The sequence below is a fragment of the Curtobacterium sp. PhB136 genome, assembly GCF_004346855.1.
Classification (GTDB): Bacteria; Actinomycetota; Actinomycetes; order Actinomycetales; family Microbacteriaceae; genus Curtobacterium.
Genome location: NZ_SMGH01000005.1, coordinates 617,364 through 635,814, shown reverse-complemented (window position 1 = coordinate 635,814; position 18,451 = coordinate 617,364). Strand labels below are relative to the sequence as shown.

General features: G+C 71.5%; 20 protein-coding genes. 13 read left to right on the top strand and 7 right to left on the bottom strand.

Annotated elements, in window-relative coordinates; all coding sequences use genetic code 11:
• Positions 1-568 precede the first annotated feature (568 nt).
• The 9 genes from EDF27_RS09430 to EDF27_RS09395 all read left to right on the top strand — a co-directional run bounded on the left by EDF27_RS09430 (position 569) and on the right by EDF27_RS09395 (position 9,551).
• Positions 569-1,426 (top strand): hypothetical protein, encoded by an 858-nt coding sequence (locus EDF27_RS09430; protein ID WP_243698276.1) that lies wholly within the window; start codon positions 569-571, stop codon positions 1,424-1,426.
• A gap of 31 nt (positions 1,427-1,457) precedes the next feature.
• Complete coding sequence (locus EDF27_RS09425) at positions 1,458-2,432, top strand: HAD-IIA family hydrolase (protein ID WP_132048425.1); 975 nt, start codon at positions 1,458-1,460, stop codon at positions 2,430-2,432.
• Between the two features lie 10 nt (positions 2,433-2,442).
• Positions 2,443-2,619, top strand: coding sequence for a hypothetical protein (locus EDF27_RS19665; RefSeq protein ID WP_165931423.1), 177 nt, complete (start codon positions 2,443-2,445; stop codon positions 2,617-2,619).
• Positions 2,612-3,454 (top strand): TlyA family RNA methyltransferase, encoded by an 843-nt coding sequence (locus EDF27_RS09420; RefSeq protein WP_243698275.1) that lies wholly within the window; start codon positions 2,612-2,614, stop codon positions 3,452-3,454. Before EDF27_RS19665 ends, EDF27_RS09420 begins: the two co-directional genes overlap by 8 nt.
• A complete protein-coding gene (locus tag EDF27_RS09415; protein WP_123655970.1) occupies positions 3,451-4,383 on the top strand; it encodes an NAD kinase in 933 nt (310 codons plus the stop codon). Before EDF27_RS09420 ends, EDF27_RS09415 begins: the two co-directional genes overlap by 4 nt.
• A complete protein-coding gene (recN, locus tag EDF27_RS09410; RefSeq protein WP_123655969.1) occupies positions 4,380-6,071 on the top strand; it encodes a DNA repair protein RecN in 1,692 nt (563 codons plus the stop codon). The genes EDF27_RS09415 and recN overlap by 4 nt, the downstream gene beginning before the upstream one ends.
• Before the next feature lie 79 nt (positions 6,072-6,150).
• Positions 6,151-7,875 (top strand): CTP synthase, encoded by a 1,725-nt coding sequence (locus EDF27_RS09405; protein ID WP_279433186.1) that lies wholly within the window; start codon positions 6,151-6,153, stop codon positions 7,873-7,875.
• Positions 7,876-7,979: 104 nt separating this feature from the next.
• Complete coding sequence (locus EDF27_RS09400) at positions 7,980-8,549, top strand: NUDIX hydrolase (RefSeq protein ID WP_123701489.1); 570 nt, start codon at positions 7,980-7,982, stop codon at positions 8,547-8,549.
• A 12-nt stretch (positions 8,550-8,561) separates the two neighbouring features.
• Positions 8,562-9,551, top strand: coding sequence for a site-specific tyrosine recombinase XerD (locus EDF27_RS09395; protein ID WP_132048482.1), 990 nt, complete (start codon positions 8,562-8,564; stop codon positions 9,549-9,551).
• A gap of 35 nt (positions 9,552-9,586) precedes the next feature.
• On the opposite strand, the gene EDF27_RS09390 is transcribed toward EDF27_RS09395, so the two are convergent.
• The 4 genes from EDF27_RS09390 to EDF27_RS09375 form a co-directional block, all read right to left on the bottom strand.
• Positions 9,587-9,838 (bottom strand): hypothetical protein, encoded by a 252-nt coding sequence (locus EDF27_RS09390; protein ID WP_132048421.1) that lies wholly within the window; start codon positions 9,836-9,838, stop codon positions 9,587-9,589.
• A gap of 10 nt (positions 9,839-9,848) precedes the next feature.
• Positions 9,849-10,448 carry a hypothetical protein gene (locus tag EDF27_RS09385; RefSeq protein WP_132048419.1) on the bottom strand — a complete coding sequence of 200 codons (600 nt, stop codon included), beginning with the start codon at positions 10,446-10,448 and terminating at the stop codon, positions 9,849-9,851.
• 329 nt (positions 10,449-10,777) lie between these two features.
• Complete coding sequence (locus EDF27_RS09380) at positions 10,778-11,227, bottom strand: DUF2510 domain-containing protein (protein WP_132048417.1); 450 nt, start codon at positions 11,225-11,227, stop codon at positions 10,778-10,780.
• A gap of 102 nt (positions 11,228-11,329) precedes the next feature.
• Entirely contained in the window at positions 11,330-12,367 is a 1,038-nt protein-coding gene (locus EDF27_RS09375; protein WP_132048415.1) for an LLM class flavin-dependent oxidoreductase, read from the bottom strand.
• Between the two features lie 49 nt (positions 12,368-12,416).
• Between EDF27_RS09375 and EDF27_RS09370 the strand changes: the two genes are divergently transcribed.
• Positions 12,417-12,749 (top strand): TraR/DksA C4-type zinc finger protein, encoded by a 333-nt coding sequence (locus EDF27_RS09370; protein WP_132048413.1) that lies wholly within the window; start codon positions 12,417-12,419, stop codon positions 12,747-12,749.
• Positions 12,750-12,938: 189 nt separating this feature from the next.
• On the top strand, positions 12,939-13,361 hold the full coding sequence (locus EDF27_RS09365) for a TIGR02611 family protein (RefSeq protein ID WP_243698274.1): 423 nt from the start codon (positions 12,939-12,941) through the stop codon (positions 13,359-13,361).
• A 40-nt stretch (positions 13,362-13,401) separates the two neighbouring features.
• On the opposite strand, the gene EDF27_RS09360 is transcribed toward EDF27_RS09365, so the two are convergent.
• Positions 13,402-14,661, bottom strand: coding sequence for an MFS transporter (locus tag EDF27_RS09360; RefSeq protein ID WP_132048411.1), 1,260 nt, complete (start codon positions 14,659-14,661; stop codon positions 13,402-13,404).
• A 141-nt stretch (positions 14,662-14,802) separates the two neighbouring features.
• Here EDF27_RS09360 and EDF27_RS09355 point away from each other — a divergent pair, with 141 nt between their 5' ends.
• Positions 14,803-15,168 carry a helix-turn-helix domain-containing protein gene (locus EDF27_RS09355; RefSeq protein WP_123655961.1) on the top strand — a complete coding sequence of 122 codons (366 nt, stop codon included), beginning with the start codon at positions 14,803-14,805 and terminating at the stop codon, positions 15,166-15,168.
• The gene (locus EDF27_RS09350; protein ID WP_243698273.1) at positions 15,165-16,790 is read left to right on the top strand and encodes a methyltransferase; all 1,626 of its coding nucleotides are present in this window, start codon (positions 15,165-15,167) and stop codon (positions 16,788-16,790) included. The genes EDF27_RS09355 and EDF27_RS09350 overlap by 4 nt, the downstream gene beginning before the upstream one ends.
• Before the next feature lie 42 nt (positions 16,791-16,832).
• Here the strand turns inward: EDF27_RS09350 and EDF27_RS09345 are convergent, their stop codons facing one another.
• Both EDF27_RS09345 and EDF27_RS09340 read right to left on the bottom strand, forming a co-directional pair.
• Positions 16,833-17,696, bottom strand: a complete 864-nt coding sequence (locus EDF27_RS09345; RefSeq protein ID WP_165931422.1) for an NAD(P)-dependent oxidoreductase — start codon at positions 17,694-17,696, stop codon at positions 16,833-16,835.
• Between the two features lie 47 nt (positions 17,697-17,743).
• Positions 17,744-18,343: a TetR/AcrR family transcriptional regulator gene (locus tag EDF27_RS09340; protein ID WP_123701501.1), complete on the bottom strand. Its 600-nt coding sequence runs from the start codon at positions 18,341-18,343 to the stop codon at positions 17,744-17,746.
• Between the last annotated feature and the right edge of the window lie 108 nt (positions 18,344-18,451).

Sequence of the window (18,451 nt, the reverse complement as noted above, 5' to 3'; positions counted from 1 at the left end):
GGATCGTCCGTCGTACAACTCGGACCGGCCGCGCCGTGACGGAGATCGTCCGTCGTACAACTCGGACCGGCCGCGCCGTGACGGAGATCGTCCGTCGTACAACTCGGACCGGCCGCGCCGTGACGGAGATCGTCCGTCGTACAACTCGGACCGGCCCCGTCGTGACGGAGATCGTCCGTCGTACAACTCCGACCGGCCCCGTCGTGACGGAGATCGTCCGTCGTACAACTCCGACCGGCCGCGCCGTGATGGCGATCGTCCGTCGTACAACTCCGACCGGCCCCGTCGCGACGGTGACCGTCCCTTCCGCGGGGGCAACGACCGCCCGCGGCGTGACGGAGATCGTCCGTCGTACAACTCCGACCGGCCCCGCCGTGACGGGGACCGTCCCGAGCGTGGCTCGTTCAGCACCCGCGGCGGCGGCGACGAGCGTCGGCGATTCGGCGACGGCAACCGCGGCCCAGGCGCCCGCTTCGGCGAGGCAGCACGTGACGACTTCGAGGACCGCGACCCCTACGGCACCAAGTCGATCCGCCCGCGTCACGAGGACCCGGAGATCCCCGAGGAGGTGCAGGCTCGCGATCTGCACCCGCAGGCCCGCGCCGAGCTCAAGACCCTCAGCAAGGACAACGCGGACTGGGTGGCGAAGCACCTCGTCACCGCCGCGCTGCTGGTGGACGAGGACCCCGAGCTCGCGAACCAGCATGCGCTGAGCGCAGCCCGCCGCGCCGGTCGCGTCGCGGTGGTCCGGGAGACCGCGGCGATCACGGCCTACCGGCTCGGCGACTTCAGCACCGCGCTCCGTGAGCTCCGCACCTACCGGCGGATCTCGGGCCGCAACGACCAGCTGCCGATGATGGTGGACTGCGAGCGCGGGCTCGGCCGGCCGGAGCGTGCGCTGGAACTCGGCCGCTCGGTGGACCGTGCAGCGCTCGAGCCCGGCGTGCAGGTGGAACTCGCGATCGCGATGTCCGGTGCCCGCCTCGACCTCGGGGACCCCACAGCCGCCCTCGGCGAGCTGGAGATTCCACAGCTCGACCCGTCGACGGCCTACAGCTGGTCCCCGGCGCTCTACAGTGCTTACGCGGCCACGCTCGAGGAGCTCGGCCGCCAGGACGAGGCCGACGAGTGGTGGGCCCGTGTCGACCGTGCTGCCGAGGCCCTCGCCGAAGCAGCTGACGAGGACTCTTGGGAGACGATTGATGTGGTCGAGGAAGCGTTCGAAGTCGAAGGACTCGACGAAGAACCAGCAGACGACGAGCTCGACGAGCGCGCAGACGACGAGCTCGACGAGCCCGCAGCCGACGAGTCCGGCGAACCCGACCAGCTCGAGCCCCTCGGCGACGTCGACGAGCCCGTCGACGACGACCTCGGCGAGATCGACGACGACAACCCCCGGGACGTCGACGGCTCCGCAGCCGACTGACACCCCGCGCCCGCCGACGGACGGCGTCGACGTGGTCCTCACCGACCTCGACGGCGTCGTCTACCGCGGCCGCAACGCGATCCCGCACGCGGTCGAAGCGCTGACCCGCGCCTCGCTCACCGCCCGTGTCGGCTACATCACGAACAACGCGTCGCGGCGCCCGTCCGACGTGGCAGAGCACCTCGAGCGCTACGGCCTCGAAGTGGGCCCGGACGACGTCGTGACGAGCTCCCAGGCGGGCGTGCGGCTCCTCGCGACACTCGTGCCGGCGGGCTCCACGATCCTGGTGATCGGCGGCATCGGCCTGACGAGCATCGTCGAGCAGGCCGGCTTCACGGTGACGTCGAGCGCGGACGACACTCCGGCAGCGGTGATCCAGGGCTTCTCCCCGGACCTCGGGTGGCAGCAGCTCGCCGAGGCGTCCTTCGCCCTCGCGGACCCCGCGGTGCCGTGGGTCGCGACGAACATGGACTGGTCGATCCCGGTCGAGCGCGGGATCGCCCCGGGCAACGGCACGCTGGTCGCCGCCGTGCACCAGGCCGTCGGCCGGATGCCGGTCGTCGCCGGGAAGCCCGAGCGCCCGATCTTCGACGCGGCCCTCGCCCGCTTCGGCGGCGAGCGTCCGCTGTTCATCGGCGACCGGCTCGACACCGACATCAAGGGCGCGAACGACGCCGGGATCCCGAGCGTCCTCGTGCTCACCGGCATCGACAAGGCCAAGCAGGTCCTCGCGGCCGACGAGAGCTCGCGTCCCACGTTCGTGCTGGAAGACCTCCGCGGCCTGTCCGAGCCCTACCCGGTGACCCATCGGCACGACGGCGACGACGGCACCCGCTTCGTGACCGTCGGCGACGCCACGGTCCGCATGCGTGCGCACGTGATCCGGGTGGAGCGTGCCGGCGACGACCCGATGAACCTGCTCCGTGCCGGCGCGACCGCCATCTGGGACTCCGGCCTGGCCATCTACGGTCTCGACGTCGACCCCCAGCTCTACGGCGGCGAGTAGCGTGACGGACGTGCCGACCGACCCCCAGCAGCAGCCCGCGGCGCCGCATGACGTCAACGGCAGTGACGTCGCCCGGCGCGCACACGACGCCGAGGCACTCCCGCTGACGGATCGCGCCGATGTGTTCTCGGGTCTGCACGACGAGCTCCGCACCCGACTCGAGAGCGGCGGCACGGCGAGTGCCTGACGACCTCCAGACCGGGACGACACCGGTCGAGGTCGCCCCGGCGCGCCTCGACGCCGCCGTCGCGTCCCGCGGACTCGCGAAGTCCCGCACCGCTGCCGCGAAGCTGATCGCCGCCGGCCGTGTCAGCGTGGACGGTGCACCGGTCACCAAGTCCTCGACGCCGGTGGGCCCGGACGCCGAGATCGTGGTGGACGCCGGTGACGAGTGGGTCTCCCGCGCCGCGCTGAAGCTCGTCGGCGCGCTCGACTCCTTCGACATCGACCCGAGCGGCCTCGTCGCGCTGGACGTGGGCGCCAGCACGGGCGGGTTCACGCAGGTGCTCCTCGCGCGTGGTGCTCGTCGCGTGGTCGCGCTCGACGTCGGGCACGGCCAGCTCGACCCGGTCGTGGCACTCGACGAGCGTGTCGCCGTGGTGGAGGGCGTGAACGCCCGGAACCTGACGGCCGCGGACTACCTGGCGCTCGACCCCGCCGCCGCGGACACCGCATTCGTGGTGGGGGACCTGTCGTTCATCAGCCTCCGGATCGTCCTGCCCGCCCTGGTCGAGGCCGTTCCGGCGGATGACTTCGTGCTGCTCGTGAAGCCGCAGTTCGAAGTCGGCCGGGGCGGTGTGCGCGAGGGCATCGTCCGTGACGCCGGACTGCGGAACGACGCCCTCATGAACGTGCTCTGGGCGGCATGGGACCTCGGCCTCGGGACCGCCGGCCTCGTGGCCTCCCCGATCATCGGGACCCACGGCAACCACGAGTACCTCGCGCGTCTCCAGCGGGGCGCAGGGTCCAATCCGACAGAATGGATCGGACGCGCGACCGAACTGGCGGAAGGGGCTCCATGAGCGACGAACGGCACATCCTGCTCGTCTCGCACACGGGCCGACGAGACTCGATCGACGCTGCGGTCGAGGTCTGCGACATCCTGCACGCGGCCGGCCTGACGCCCGTGATGCCCTTCGACGAGTACGCGGACATCCGACGTGCCGAAGCGACCGTCGGCCAGGTCGACATCCTCGGCGTCGACGTGCAGCGCGACGACCTCGAGATCGTCATCGTCCTCGGTGGCGACGGCACCATCCTCCGTGCGGCGGAGCTCGTCCGCGGCACCCGGGCGCCCATCGTCGGCGTGAACCTCGGGCACGTGGGCTTCCTCGCCGAGAGCGAGCGCGACGGCCTCTCGGAGACCGTCGAGCGCGCACTCTCCGGTGACTACCACGTCGAGGAACGCGTGGCACTGCAGGTCGACGTCGTCGTCGGCCAGGAGATCGTCTACTCGTCCTGGGCGCTGAACGAGGCGACCATCGAGAAGGCCTCCCGTGAACGCATGCTCGAGGTCGTGACCGAGGTCGACGGGCGTCCGCTCTCGTCGTTCGGCTGCGACGGCGTCGTCATCTCGACACCGACCGGCTCGACGGCGTACTCGTTCTCCGGCGGCGGCCCCATCGTCTGGCCGGACGTCGACGCGCTCATCATGGTGCCCCTCAGCGCCCACGCGCTCTTCTCGAAGCCGATCGTGGTCGGGCCCGACTGCGTCCTCGCGGTCGAGGTGCTCCGGCGGACGAGCGGCGTCGGCGTCCTCTGGTGCGACGGTCGCCGGACACACGACCTGCCGCCGGGGGCGCGCATCGAGGTCAGCCGCTCGCCGGAACCCGTCCGGGTCGCGCGACTGAAGGACGCCCCGTTCACCGACCGGCTCGTGGCGAAGTTCCAGCTCCCCGTCGCGGGATGGCGCGGCCCGCAGCACGACGACGACCACGGGAGCAGCCTGTGATCGAGGAGATCTCGATCTCGGACCTCGGCGTGATCGGCGACGCGACCCTCGAGCTCGGGCCGGGGTTCACCGTCGTCACCGGTGAGACCGGGGCCGGCAAGACCATGATCGTCACCGCGCTCGGGCTCCTGCTCGGTGCGCGCGCCGATGCCGGTTCGGTCCGCCGCGGTGCCTCCAGCGCCGTGGTCGAAGGACGCTGGGTCGTCCCGGACCACGCCGCGGTCGCCGAACGCGTCGAGGACGCCGGTGGCACCGTCGAGGACGGCGAACTCATCCTCACCCGCACGGTCTCCGCCGAGGGTCGCAGTCGCGCCACGGTCGGCGGCCGGAGCGCTCCCGTCGCGGTGCTCGGCGAACTCGCGGACCAGCTCGTCACCGTGCACGGACAGTCGGACCAGATCCGCCTGACCTCGTCGACCGCCCAGCGCGCCGCGCTCGACGGATTCGGTGCCGCGGCGGTCGAGAAGGCCCTGAGCCGCTACGTCGCGGCGTACGACACGTGGCAGGCACACGCGGGTGAACTCGAGACGCTGACCCGGGACCGCGACGACCGTCTGGCCGAAGCCGAACGACTCCGCGCCGCATCGGACGAGATCGAAGCCGCAGCACCCCAGCCCGGCGAGGACGCCGAACTCCAGGAACGCGCGGACCGGCTCGGGAACCTCGAGGAACTCCGCCTCTCCGCCAGCCTCGCGCACGAGGCGATCTCCTCCGAGTCCCTCGACGGCACCGACGTCATCGGCCTGGTCGAAGCAGCACGCCGGGCGATCGAGCGCGTCGCCGCGGCGGACAGCACGCTGCAGCCCGTGCTGGAGCAGCTGACCGAGCTCGGGATCCAGGCGAGCGAGGCCTCGGCGAGCCTGTCGAGCTACCTCGGCTCGCTCGAACCCGAAGCCGGCCACGACCTCGAACTCATCAACGAGCGCCGTGCGGTGCTCTCCGGTCTGGCACGGAAGTACGGCGAGACCGTCGACGACGTCATCGCCTTCGGGCAGCGGGCGAGCGACCGGCTGCTGGAACTCGACGGCGACGACGACCGCATCGTGGCGCTGCAGGACGCCGTCGCGCAGGACGAGGTCGCGCTCGAGCAGGCGGCGACCGCGCTGACCGCGGCACGCACGAAGGCCGCCGGCGACCTCGCGAAGCGTGTCACGACGGAACTGAAGACCCTGGCGATGGCCGGCGCGACCCTCGTGGTCGAGGTCACCGACGCCGGCGAGTACCGCCGGCACGGCCGTGACCAGGTCGCGATCCTGCTCCAGCCGCACTCCGGCACCGACCCGCGTCCGATCGGCAAGGGGGCGTCCGGCGGTGAGCTCTCCCGCGTGATGCTCGCGATCGAGGTCGTGATGGCCGGATCGACCACCGTCCCCACGTTCGTGTTCGACGAGGTGGACGCCGGTGTCGGCGGCGCGGCGGCGATCGAGATCGGCCGACGCCTCGCGAAGCTCGCCGAGCGCACCCAGGTCATCGTCGTGACGCACCTGGCGCAGGTCGCAGCGTTCGCGACGAACCACCTCAACGTCGTGAAGGACGCCAGCGGTGCCGTCACCTCGTCGAGCGTCCGTCGCCTCGAAGGGGACGACCGCCTCCAGGAGATGGCGCGCCTGCTCTCCGGCCTCGGCGACAGCGCCAGTGGCATGGAGCACGCTCGCGAGCTGCTCGAGGTCGCAGCCCAGTCCGCCTGACCGGCCACGGGCCGGGCGGACACGCGCACGGCGAACGCGGGTCGCGCCTCCCGGCAGTTCTGACGTACGATGGAATCCCGTGGCGGACACTCTCAGCAGCGGTACCCAGGCAAGCAACCCGACCCCGAAGGTGACGAAGCAGATCTTCGTGACCGGCGGGGTCGTCTCGTCTCTCGGCAAGGGCCTGACGGCAGCCAGCCTCGGCAACCTCCTCACGGCTCGCGGCCTCAAGGTCGTCATGCAGAAGCTCGACCCGTACCTCAACGTGGACCCGGGCACCATGAACCCGTTCCAGCACGGCGAGGTCTTCGTGACCGACGACGGTGCGGAGACGGACCTCGACATCGGGCACTACGAGCGCTTCCTCGACATCAACCTGTCGCAGTCGGCGAACGTGACGACCGGGCAGGTGTACTCGACGGTCATCGCCAAGGAGCGTCGCGGCGAGTACCTCGGCGACACCGTGCAGGTCATCCCGCACATCACCGACGAGATCAAGCGCCGGATGCGTGAGCAGGCGGAGAACGACCCGCAGCCCGACGTCATCATCACCGAGGTCGGCGGCACGGTCGGCGACATCGAGTCCCAGCCGTTCATCGAGTCGGCCCGCCAGGTGCGTCACGAGCTCGGCCGCAACAACGTGTTCTTCGTGCACGTGTCGCTGGTGCCCTTCATGAACGCCTCCGGCGAGCAGAAGACGAAGCCGACGCAGCACTCCGTCGCAGCGCTCCGCTCGATCGGCATCCAGCCGGACGCGCTCGTGCTCCGCAGTGACCGCCCGGTGTCCGACGCGAACAAGCGCAAGATCGCGCTGATGTGCGACGTGGACGAGGACGCCGTGGTGAACGCCGTGGACGTCCCGTCGATCTACGACCTGCCGACGCTCCTCAACACGCAGGGGCTCGACCGCGTGATCGTCGACGCGCTGCACCTCGAGGCGAACGAGGTCGACTGGACCTCGTGGAACCCGGTGCTCCGCGCCGTGCACGAGCCGAAGAAGGACGTCACGATCGCCCTGGTCGGCAAGTACATCGACCTGCCGGACGCGTACCTGTCCGTCACGGAGGCGCTCCGGGCCGGCGGCTTCGCCCACAACGCGAAGGTCACGCTGAAGTGGGTCGTCTCCGACGACTGCACCACGCCCGAGGGTGCGGCCAAGCAACTCGGCGACGTCGACGGCATCTGCATCCCCGGCGGCTTCGGCGTCCGCGGGATCGAGGGCAAGCTCGGCGCGCTGAAGTTCGCCCGCGAGAACCACATCCCGACGCTCGGCCTGTGCCTCGGCCTGCAGTGCATGGTCATCGAGTACGCCCGCCACGAAGCCGGCCTGGCCGACGCGTCCAGCTCCGAGTTCGACCCGGAGACCCCGACCCCGGTCATCGCCACGATGGCGGAGCAGGTGGACATCATCGCCGGTGGCGACCTCGGCGGCACGATGCGCCTCGGCCTCTACCCGGCGCACTTCACCGAGGGCTCGCTCGCAGCGGACCTGTACGGCGCACCCGAGGCCTCGGAGCGTCACCGTCACCGCTACGAGGTGAACAACAAGTACCGCCAGCAGATCGCGGACGCCGGCCTGGTGTTCTCGGGCACCTCGCCCGACGGCACCCTGGTCGAGTACGTCGAGCTGGACCGTGCGGAGCACCCGTTCTACATCGGCACGCAGGCGCACCCGGAGCTGCGCTCGCGTCCGAACAACGCGCACCCGCTGTTCGCGGGCCTCGTCGAGGCCGCGATCGCGCGCAACGAGGCGACGCGCCTGTTCGACCCGGAGTCGGAGTCGGAGTCGGTCGACGTCGCGTAGTCGCGTCCCGGCCACGTCCTGACGGGAGGCCCGGTGCTGTTCCGGCACCGGGCCTCCCGTCGTTCGGTGGTGGCCTCCACGGCGGGCGCTGGTTGGATGGGGTGGTGACTGACGAACCCATCGCTGATGTGACCGCTTCCTACGACGTGACGTCGTCCGACCTCGTGTACGAGGGTGCCGTCTGGAACATCCGCCGCGACACCGTCGCGTACGGCGACGGCAGCATGGTGCGGGAGTACGTCGACCACACCGGTGCTGTGGCGGTCTACGCCGAGGACGACGAGGGCCGCGTGCTCGTCATCCAGCAGTACCGCCACCCCGTGCACCTGCGCGACTGGGAGCTGCCCGCAGGGCTCCTCGACATCGACGGCGAGGACGAGGTCGTCGCCGCGAAGCGCGAGCTCGCGGAAGAGGCGGACGTCGAAGCCGAGCAGTGGGAGCCGCTCGTGCGGTACAACACCTCCTCGGGTGGCAGCGACGAGTTCATCCAGATCTACCGTGCCCGTGGTGTCCGGGCGACCGACTCGGCGTTCGAGCGGTCGGACGAAGAGGCCGACATCGTGAAGCGCTGGGTGCCCCGGTCGGAGATCGTCGCCGGGATCCTCGAGGGACGGCTGCACAACTCCGCGCTCCTGGTCGCGGCGCTCGCCGTGGAGGCGCTCGAGCGGCGCTAGCCTCGTCGGGTGATCCCCCTCGACCGTGCCGCCGAGACGTACCTGCGGCACATCGCGATCGAGCGCGGGCTGTCCGACCACACGCTGGCGGCGTACCGGCGGGACCTCGCGACGTTCACCACGTGGATCGCCACGCAGCCGACGGTCGACTCGTCCGGCGCGGACCGGGCCGGCGGCGCGGCCGTCGTGTCCGACGTCGGGCGTCTCGCCCGTGCCGACCTCGCCGGGTTCGTGGAGCACCTCGCGACGCGGGACGCACCGCTCGCCCCGCGCTCGATCGCGCGGATGCTCAGCTCAGTGCGGTCCTTCACCACGTTCGCCGCGGGGGAGGGCTGGCTGCCGCTCGACCCCGGCGCGTCCGTCCGACCGCCGAAGGCGCCGATGCGGCTGCCGAAGGCGATCGCCGTCGAGGACATGGAGCGGCTGCTGCAGGCCGTGGACGGCGACGACCCGGTGCAGCTCCGGGACCGGGCGCTCCTCGAACTGCTCTACGCCACCGGTGCCCGGATCTCCGAGGCCGTCGGGCTCTCCGTGGACGACGTGACGACGCTCGCCGCCGTGGACGAGGACTCCGACGAGGACACCGACGTCTCCGTGGTGCGGGTCACCGGCAAGGGCAACAAGCAGCGGATCGTGCCGCTCGGCAGCTACGCGCGGGCCGCCGTGGACGCGTACCTGGTGCGGGCGCGGCCGCTGTTCGCAGCGCGGGGGCACGCGACGCCGGCGCTCTTCCTCGGGGCGCGGGGCGCTCGGCTCTCCCGGCAGAGCGCGTGGCTCGTGATCCAGGCGGCCGCAGCTGCCGCGGACCTGACCGAGCACGTGTCGCCGCACACCTTCCGGCACTCCTTCGCGACGCACCTGCTCGAGGGCGGGGCGGACGTGCGGGTCGTGCAGGAGCTGCTCGGGCACGCGAGCGTCGCGACGACGCAGATCTACACGCTGGTGACGGCGGACATGCTGCGGGACGTGTACCAGACGTCGCACCCGCGGGCGCGGCGCTGACGGGGGCTCCGTCAGGCAGGGCGCGTCAGTCGCCGTCAACGCCGCCGAGACCTCCGCCTGCGGCGCACGAGCGCCTGTCCCGCGAACAGACCGAGCAGGATCCCGAGCATCGCGAGCCCGAGCGCCCTCATGCCTGAATCGGTCGTGCCCGCTGCGGCGACGACCGCGAGCGCTACGAACCACGCGAGGAACGGCGCGCTCGCGAGCAGTGTGCCGACCCTCCGGCTGGCCCTGGCGGAGGCGACTCCGAACACGATGCCGGCGGCCGCGCTCAGGACGAGGATCACACCCACCGTCCTAGCACTTCGGGAACGTCGGCCACCACGTCCCGACGAACGGTGGCAAACCGGCCACGTGGATCTTGATGCACTTGCCGCCAGCCAGCTGCGCCGCGCTGAACGCTGCGAGCGCACCGCAGGCGATGGTGAGCGCGCGCAGTGCGGGAACCGGGGACTTGGAGAAGACGGCGGCACAACTGCCGACCGTCCCCACCGCCGCGGCGCTCTCGCTCCGGTTGAGCGTGGCCGTCCAGTAGCCGGGGAAGACCGTGAAGGTGGGATCCGCGATCACCGGGAACGCTGTGCTCGAATCGACTTCGACGCGCTGTGTCAGCACGTTCCCCGACGCCGAGTAGCTCGTCGGCAACCGACGGCCGTTCGCGTCGACCGCCCAGGGGCGCGCGACGCCGGCCAGGAGGTCCCCGTCCGCCTCCGCGACGCTGACCCGTCCGTCCGGAAGCACGGAGAGCTCGGTGCCTTCTTCGAAGGTCCAGGCGGGCGCGACTGTTCGCGCCGATGTCATCACCGCGGACAGCCGGGTCGTCGTGTCGTCCAGCTGATCGCTCGCGTACAGCGGCGCGGTCCCTGCCGGTGCGGCGCCGACCTCGCCCATGGTCACGCTCGATCCGTTCACAGACACCTTCTCGCCGTCGCGGACGACGCTGCCCCCGTCTGCGACAACGTCATCGACCAGTCCGAGCGCGTCTTCGGCGGCTGCAACGGCTCGCAGGGCCTCCGCATCCGAGCGCTCCCGCGAGCCTGCGCTGGCGTCGCCACGAGCATCGATGCGAACAGACAAGGGTCGCAGCGGCCACCAAGGGCAGGCGAGCGGTGTGGACATGTGCCTTCATCAGAGTTCCTCTCCGTCAGCACCGTTGCTGATCGAGCCCACCTTGACGGACTCTTCCCGTCACTGCAACATCAGATTTTGCATACCTGCGATGGGGGTCAGACGAGGTGGAGGTACTCGTTCAGGGCGACCAGGCCCGTCGCGAGGGCGACGACGAACGCCGAAGCGGCGAGACTCCGAGCGAGCACGCGCCAGCGGCCCGTCGCACCCGGGCGCACCATGCCGATCGCGCCCATCGCGATCGCCAGCACGCTGAAGACGCCGAACGGGTCCAGCACGAGGGACGCCCCCGCGAGCAGGACCGCGGACACCGCGAACGCGCAGAGCCGCCGGGAGGTGGCCGCCCCGTACGCCCACGTCCGGCTCTCGACCGACTGGGTCCGGACGGAGAACGAGGGGCCGGTCGGGGTCACCACGATGGGCATCACCGGCTCGGTCGGGCGTGTGGGGAGCACCCGCGTCGCATCGCCCCAGGCGCGTCCGTCCCACCAGCGGAGACGACCGGCGTCCCGGGGGTCCGGGAACCAACCGGCGGCCGGCAGCGTCACGGGAACTCCTGAGAACGGGGGATGGTGCCCTCCGACGGTACGGGGAGGACCCCATCTGCCCCAGTCCCAGGCCGGGTGTCAGCAGGAAGGGGGACCGGGCACCTAGGCGCGTGCGGGCGCGGCGTCCACCTCGTGCATCACGTCGGCGACGGCCGCGAGGAGCCGGGCGTTGAAGTCCACGCCGAGCTGGTTCGGCACGGTGACGAGCACGGTGTCGGCAGCGCGGACCGCGGCGTCGGCCGCGAGCTCGGTGACGAGGTCCTCGGGCGAGCCGATGTACGAGCGGCCGAAGCGCGCCAGTCCGCCGTCGAGGTAGCCGACCTGGTCGTTGCCCTCGACCTGCGCCCGGACCCCGAAGTAGTGCCGGGACTCGTCGTCGATGATCGGGATGATGCTCCGGGACACGGAGACCCGCGGTTCACGATCCCAGCCCGACTCGGCCCAGGTCGTCCGGAAGCGCTCGATCTGCTCCGCCTGGAGCTCGTCGAACGGCACGCCGGTGTCCTCGGTGAGGAGCGTCGACGACATCAGGTTCATGCCCTGCTCCGCGGTCCACTCGGCGGTGGCCCGGGTGCCGGCACCCCACCAGATGCGGTTGGAGAGACCGTCGGACAGCGGGAAGACCGGCAGTGATCCGACGGCGCCGGTCATCTGCGGGTTCGCGTTCGCCATCGGCTCGCCCGCGATCGCACGGCGGAACACGTTGGTGTGCGCACGGGCGAGGTCGGCGCCGTTCGGGTCCGACGCGTCCGGGACGTACCCGAACTGTTGGTAACCAGCCTGGGCGGTCTCGGGTGACCCACGCGAGACACCGAGCTGCAGTCGGCCGCCGGAGATGAGGTCCGCGGCCGCGGCCTCCTCGGCCATGTACAGCGGGTTCTCGTAGCGCATGTCGATCACGCCGGTGCCGATCTCGATGCGGCTGGTCCGGGCGGCGATCGCCGAGAGCAGCGGGAACGGTGCGGCCTGTTGCGGTGCGAAGTGGTGCACGCGGAAGTAGGCGCCGTCGACGCCGGCTTCCTCCGCCGCGACGGCGAGGTCGATCGCCTGGACGAGGGCCTCGCGGCCGCTGCGCACCTTCGATCCGGGGACGTCACGCCAGTGCCCGAAGGACAGGAACCCGATCTTGGTCATGTCCATGCGAACGCATCCGAGGTGGTGTCCATTCCGCCGGACTACGGTCGGCGGCATGGAGGATCCCCGCGACGCACTCACGACCGAGCGCGCGCGTGCCGAGAAGCTCCTCGCGGACGTCGAGCGCAGCATGCGGGACGTCAGCGATGCCCGGGACGGCGCGAACACCGACGACGAGCACGACCCGGAGGGCGCGACGCTCGCGTGGGAGCGCGGGTCGCTGGGTGCGGTGCGCGACGACGCACGCCGACGGATCGACCAGGTCGACGCCGCGCTCGCGCGGCTCGACGCCGGCACCTACGGGATCTGCACCGTGGGCGGCGAACCGATCCCCGATGCCCGACTGGCCGTGGTCCCGTGGGCCGCGACGTGCGTCGCGCACGCATGACGAGCCTCCCGTCCGCCGTGTGGTGACCCGCTGCTGACGGGAGGCCCGGTGCCGGTCCGCGGGGAAGCGACACCGAGCGGGCGGTTGCGCTGCGCATCCGTGGGGGCGGTGTCGCGAACGTCGCGGCACCCACCGCGTCAGCGGCTTCTGCGCCGCTGATTCCCAGCCGCGCGCCCTAGCGTTCCGGGCATGGAGCGAGAGCCGAACGACCGCACCGCGATCACCGCGGACGGCGAGCGGCGCGTCCGGTTCCGGTGGTTCCACGACATGCGCGCCTGGATCCACGCCCGACCGCACGTGCACCTGTTCTGGAAGGTGCTGGTCGGCATCGTCGGCGGGCTCGTCGTGATCATCGGCCTGGTCCTCGTGCCGCTGCCCGGGCCCGGGTGGCTCGTGGTGTTCATCGGGCTCACGATCCTGGCGAGCGAGTTCCACTTCTTCCACCGGATCATCACGTGGCTCAGGGCCCAGCTGCACCGCTTCTGGGACTGGGCGAAGGCGCACGGGCCGCAGTGGCTCCGGAACGCGGCCGACCGGGGCAAGGCCGACGTCGACGCGGCACACGCCGACGCCCGTCGGAGCATGCGGCGCCCGGCCCGTCCCGGCCACTAGCGCGGGCGGGGCTCGCGCGGCGCAGCGCGGCGCGGCGCGGCTAGTCCGCGGCGGCGGCGCTCGTGCGGATCGAGCCGGTGGCGGTGCGCTCGAGGACCTCGGACGCCTGCTCCTCGACCGCGGCGGCGTCCCGCGACACGAGCTGCAGCACGAGGGCGACGACCGCGGCGACGACGATGAAGGCGCCGTACCCGGCGAGCACCGGCACGAGTCCGACCGTCGGTTCGAGCAGCCCGCCGATCACTGCCGGCACGCCGAAGGCCAGGTAGGACACAACGTAGATCGTGGAGAGCAGCCCCGCACGGTGCGTGGGCGCTGCGGTGGCGAGGAGCATCCGGAGCGGCGCCTGGAAGCCCGCGCCGAACCCGACGCCCGCGATCGCACTGCCGACGACGAGCCCCGGCAGCGAGTGCGCGAACACGAACGACACCGTGACGATCGGTCCGAGGATGAGCGCGACGAGGCCGATGAGGACCCCGATCCGGGCGTCGAGCCGCTGGATCGCGAGCCCCGTCAGCGCGCCGACCCCGGTGACCACGGCGATGAGCGCTCCGGCCGCGAAGTGGTTCGTGATGCCGAAGACCGCGCCGAGCGCCGAGGGGACCAGCGACAGGAACAGTCCACCGAGCGCCCAGCTGGCGATGAGGGAGCCGGCGACACCGCGGAACAGACGACGGGACGAGCGCGGGACGGAGATCGTCGGGCGGAGGGAGCGGAGGGCGCCCGGACGGCGGGTGACCTGCTCGGGCACGACGACGAGCGCGATCACCATGAGGACCAGCAGCGACCCGAAGAGGACGTACACGAGCTGCTCCGGTGCCGGGCCCCACTCGACGAGTGCGCCGCTCGACAGTGCGCCGGTGGCGAGGGCGATCGGCGGGATGACGCCGTTCAGGACGCCGGCGAGCGACGGGTACCGCACGAGCGAGTTGTCGATGAGCGCGGCACCGAGTGCGCCGATGAGCAGGCCGACGGACATGCCCTGCACGATGCGGTCGACGATGAGCGCGCCGAGGCCGTCCGCGATCGAGAACAGCCCGAGCGACAGTGCGACGCCGAGGCCGCCGACCACGAGCACGGGCTTCCGGCCGACGTGGTCGGACAGGCGCCCGGCGACGAGCAGGCTGAGGAGGAGTCCGGCGACGTAGATCGCGAAGACCCCGGTGAGCATGAGCGGGGTGAGGTGCCACTCCGCGGCGTACACGGGATAGATCGGCGACGGGACGGCCGACGACGCGACCGAGACGAGCAGCATCGCCGCGAGGATCCAGAACCCGGCGACCGAGCGAGCTGACTGCATGAGCGTCCCTTCCGTTGCGGCCGAGGGGGCCGTCGCGGCCGACGCAGGCCGCTGTACGAGTGAAGTCGTACGGCATTGGTACCGCACCTCGCTGTACGACGCAAGTCGTACTGTGAGGGGAACGGTGGTAGCGTCCCGTCCATGCCCGAGCGCGTGGATGCCCCCGAACGGCTGCCCCAGCCGACGGTGGCCGAGATGGACCTCCCCGTCGTCATGGACGCCCTGTCGGACCCGATCCGCCTCGCGATCATGCACCGGTACCTCGTCGACGCCGCCGGTGGGGTGCGTTCGTGCGGCTGGGTCGGCGTCGACCGGCCGAAGTCCACACTGACGCACCACTTCCGCGTCCTCCGCGAGGCCGGGCTGCTCGAACAGCACCGCGAGGGCCTGACGCGGAGCAGCCGTGCGCGGATCGACGACGTGCAGGAGCGGTTCCCGGGCCTGCTGGACCTGGTGTTCGCGTGGCAGGTCCCCGCCGCACTGATGCGGTCGGACATCGACCTGTGAGCGCGAGCACCCACGTGCTGCCCAGGATCACCGCCGACCCCGCGGTCACCGACGCGCTCGCCGCGGACCTGACCGCCGCCGGGTTCACCGTCGAGGGCGTCGACGCCCTCTGGGGTGCTGACGCGGCCGCGGCGCTGCACCGGGGCAACCGGATGGCGGCCGTCCGTGCCGCGCGCGGCCGCGTGACCGAAGCGCTGCTCCCGCGGTACACGCTCGCCGGGATGTTCGTCCTGGGGTTCCGCATGCCACTGAGCGAGGCCGAGCGGGCGCTGCCGACCGTCGGGGTCGATGCACTCGTCCGTGCCGGGCTCGTCCGGCTCGAGGACGCGGACGTCGATCCCCGTGCGCTGGTCGACCAGAGCGACCCGGAGCGCATCGCCCACCTGACCGAGCCGAACGTCGTCCCGACGGTCGACCTGCGCCCGTACGCGTTCGTCGACGACGCCGGAGCCGGCAGCTGGTGGATCGTGTCGGACCTCGGGGAGCTCGCCCTCGGCGCCGCCCTCGACGAGGAGCACGTCCTCGGCATCGGCGGTGCGACGACGACCCTCAGCGGCCTGCAGGTCCCCGTGCCCGTCCACCGGGTGCTCGACCTCGGTACCGGCTGCGGGATCCAGGCCATGCACGCCCGGCGCTTCGCGGACGAGGTCGTCGCCACCGACATCTCCCGCCGAGCCCTGGACATCGCCCGGTTCAACGCGCAGCTCAACGGCATCGACGGCATCGACTTCCGCTTCGGCTCGCTGTTCGAGCCCGTCGCGGGTGAGCGCTTCGACCGGATCGTGTCGAACCCGCCCTTCGTCATCACGCCCCGGACCGAGGGCGTCCCGTCCTACGAGTACCGCGACGGCGGCATGGTCGGCGACGCCCTGGTCGAGACCGTGCTGACCGGGCTCGAGGACCACCTGGAACCCGGCGGGACCGCGCAGCTCCTCGGCAACTGGGAGTACCACTGGGGCGTCGACGGTCTCGACCGCGTGCGCTCCTGGTTCGAACGGACGGACCTGGACGCGTGGGTCATCGAGCGGGAGCGGCAGGACCCGGCCGCCTACGCCGAGACGTGGATCCGGGACGGCGGCACGAAGCCCGGCACCGCTGACTTCGACCAGCTGGTCGGCGCGTGGCTCGACGACTTCCAGGCGCGGAAGGTCACCGGGGTCGGTTTCGGCTACGTCGTGGTCCGGAAGGGCCGGACGGGAGGCCCGGCGCACCTCCGCCGGTTCGAGCGCGTCCCCGAGACGCTCGGCTCCAACCCCGCCGGCCTCGGCGCGACGGTCGCTCGCGTCCTCGACGCCGCGGAGTGGCTGGCCGCGCACGACGACGAGGCGCTCGCGGCCGCACACCTGCGGACCGCCGGCGACGTCACCGAGGAGCGGTACTACTGGCCCGGCAACGACGACCCGACGGTGATGACACTCGTGCAGGGCGGTGGCTTCGGTCGACGGGTCGACGCGGACACGGCGCTCGCCGCGTTCGTCGGCGCCTGCGACGGTGACCTGTCCGTCGCGGCGATCATCGGCGCGCTGGCGCAGATCACGGGCGTCGACGAACAGGTGCTCGCGGCGGACCTGCTGCCGGCCGCCCGTGACCTGGTGCTCGACGGGCTCCTCACCCCCGCGTGAGCGGACGGGGTCGGCAGTGACCGGCCCCGCCGTCGCCGTCGCTCAGGAGCGGTGGTCGCGCCAGGAGTGCTGCGGGTCGTACCCGAGGAGCTCGCGGGCCTTCTCCGACGACAGCAGTGAACTGACGCCGTCGATGTCCGAGCGGCGCTCGATGTCCGGCACGTACCGCTCGACGAGCTCGATCGTCGGGGTGTCCATCACCGTGTCGGGGCTCGCGATGACGAACGCCTCGAAGCCGGTGAGGTCGGCCTCGAGGGCCTTCCGGACCGCCTGCGCACCGTCGCGGGAGTCGATGTAGGACCACAGGTTGAAGGTCTTCGCCTCCGGGGTGGCGTCCCACGGGTACGACGGGTAGTCGGTCTCGTCCATCACGTTCGAGAACCGCAGCCCGATCATCTTCAGCGTCGGGTCCCAGCGCGTGAAGTGGCGGGCCATCTCCTCCTCCACGGCCTTGCCGAGGGAGTACGAGGACTGCGGACGCACCGGGAACTCCTCGTCGACGGGCAGGTACGGCGGGTGGTGCTCGCCCATCGGGATGCCGAGCAGGGTCTCGCTCGACGCCCACACGACGTTCGTGATCTTCGCCGCGCGTGCGGCATGGAAGACGTTGATGGACGCGGTCACGTTGTTCGTGATGAGCGCGACGTCCGGGACCTGCCCGGGTGCCGGGACCGCGGCGAGGTGCACGACGGCGTCCACGGAGTCGTAGCGATCGTCGATGCCGAGCAGGGCGTTGAGCACCTGCCCGTAGTCGGTCAGGTCGATGCGCACGAACTGCACGTCCTCGGGCTTGTCCGGAGAGGGCACGCGGTCCAGGAGCACCACGTCGTACCCGTGCTCGTCGAGGTCGCGCACCACCGCTCGTCCGAGCTTGCCGCTGCCGCCGGTCACCACTACGCGCGTCATCGCGCCTCCGCTCGTCGTCGAGTCTGTCGGACCGTCGGGTGAGGGTCCTACGCCTTCATCCTGCCCGATGCGACCTGGGCGAGCGCGAGCCTGGCGACGAGTTCGACGTGCGCCGCCATGTCGCGCGACGGGTCGAAGAGCCACTGGATCTGCATGCCGTCCGACACCGCGAGCAGCACGCTCGTCAGCTCCTCGGCGTCGACGTCGGTGCGGAGCCGGCCGTCCTCCTGCATGGCGCGGAAGTCGGCGGCCATGTCGCGGCGGGAGTTCTCGTAGCGCTGGCGGAAGTACTCGTGCGCCGGGTGCTCCGGGTCGGTCGCGGCCGCGGCGGAGAGGTTGACGAACATCTGCACGAGCCCGGGGACCTCGGCGTTGTGCCGGACGATCGCGGCGAGGAGCTCGGCCGGGTCGGCGGCGTTCCACTCGGTGGCGTTGTCGAGCTCGTCGCGGCGCCGGAGGATCTCCACCCAGAGCTCGTCCTTCGAGTCGAAGTAGTGCAGCAGCCCGGCCTGCGTGAGGCCGACCGCGTCCGCGATGTCCTTGATGCTGGTGCGCCGAAAGCCCTGCTGGGCGACGAGTTCGAGCGCCACCGTGAGGATCTCGTCGCGCTTCGCGATGCCCTTCGCGTATGAACCCCGTCGTGCCATGGCAGGACTGTACCGCCTGGCTCGTTCCGGTAAAACCTAGTAGCGCTTGGTTTTGGTGGTACCGTGGCAGGAGCCGCCGACGAAGGCGTGCGAGTCGCCGACGCCGGC

Excerpts from the sequence above, each read along its gene's own strand:
- EDF27_RS09340 (WP_123701501.1), bottom strand. The coding sequence starts at position 18,343 with ATGGCACGACGGGGTTCATACGCGAAGGGCATCGCGAAGCGCGACGAG.
- EDF27_RS09365 (WP_243698274.1), top strand. The coding sequence starts at position 12,939 with ATGGAGCGAGAGCCGAACGACCGCACCGCGATCACCGCGGACGGCGAG.
- EDF27_RS09360 (WP_132048411.1), bottom strand. The coding sequence starts at position 14,661 with ATGCAGTCAGCTCGCTCGGTCGCCGGGTTCTGGATCCTCGCGGCGATG.
- EDF27_RS09370 (WP_132048413.1), top strand. The coding sequence starts at position 12,417 with ATGGAGGATCCCCGCGACGCACTCACGACCGAGCGCGCGCGTGCCGAG.
- EDF27_RS09355 (WP_123655961.1), top strand. The coding sequence starts at position 14,803 with ATGCCCGAGCGCGTGGATGCCCCCGAACGGCTGCCCCAGCCGACGGTG.
- EDF27_RS09345 (WP_165931422.1), bottom strand. The coding sequence starts at position 17,696 with ATGACGCGCGTAGTGGTGACCGGCGGCAGCGGCAAGCTCGGACGAGCG.
- EDF27_RS09375 (WP_132048415.1), bottom strand. The coding sequence starts at position 12,367 with ATGGACATGACCAAGATCGGGTTCCTGTCCTTCGGGCACTGGCGTGAC.
- EDF27_RS09415 (WP_123655970.1), top strand. The coding sequence starts at position 3,451 with ATGAGCGACGAACGGCACATCCTGCTCGTCTCGCACACGGGCCGACGA.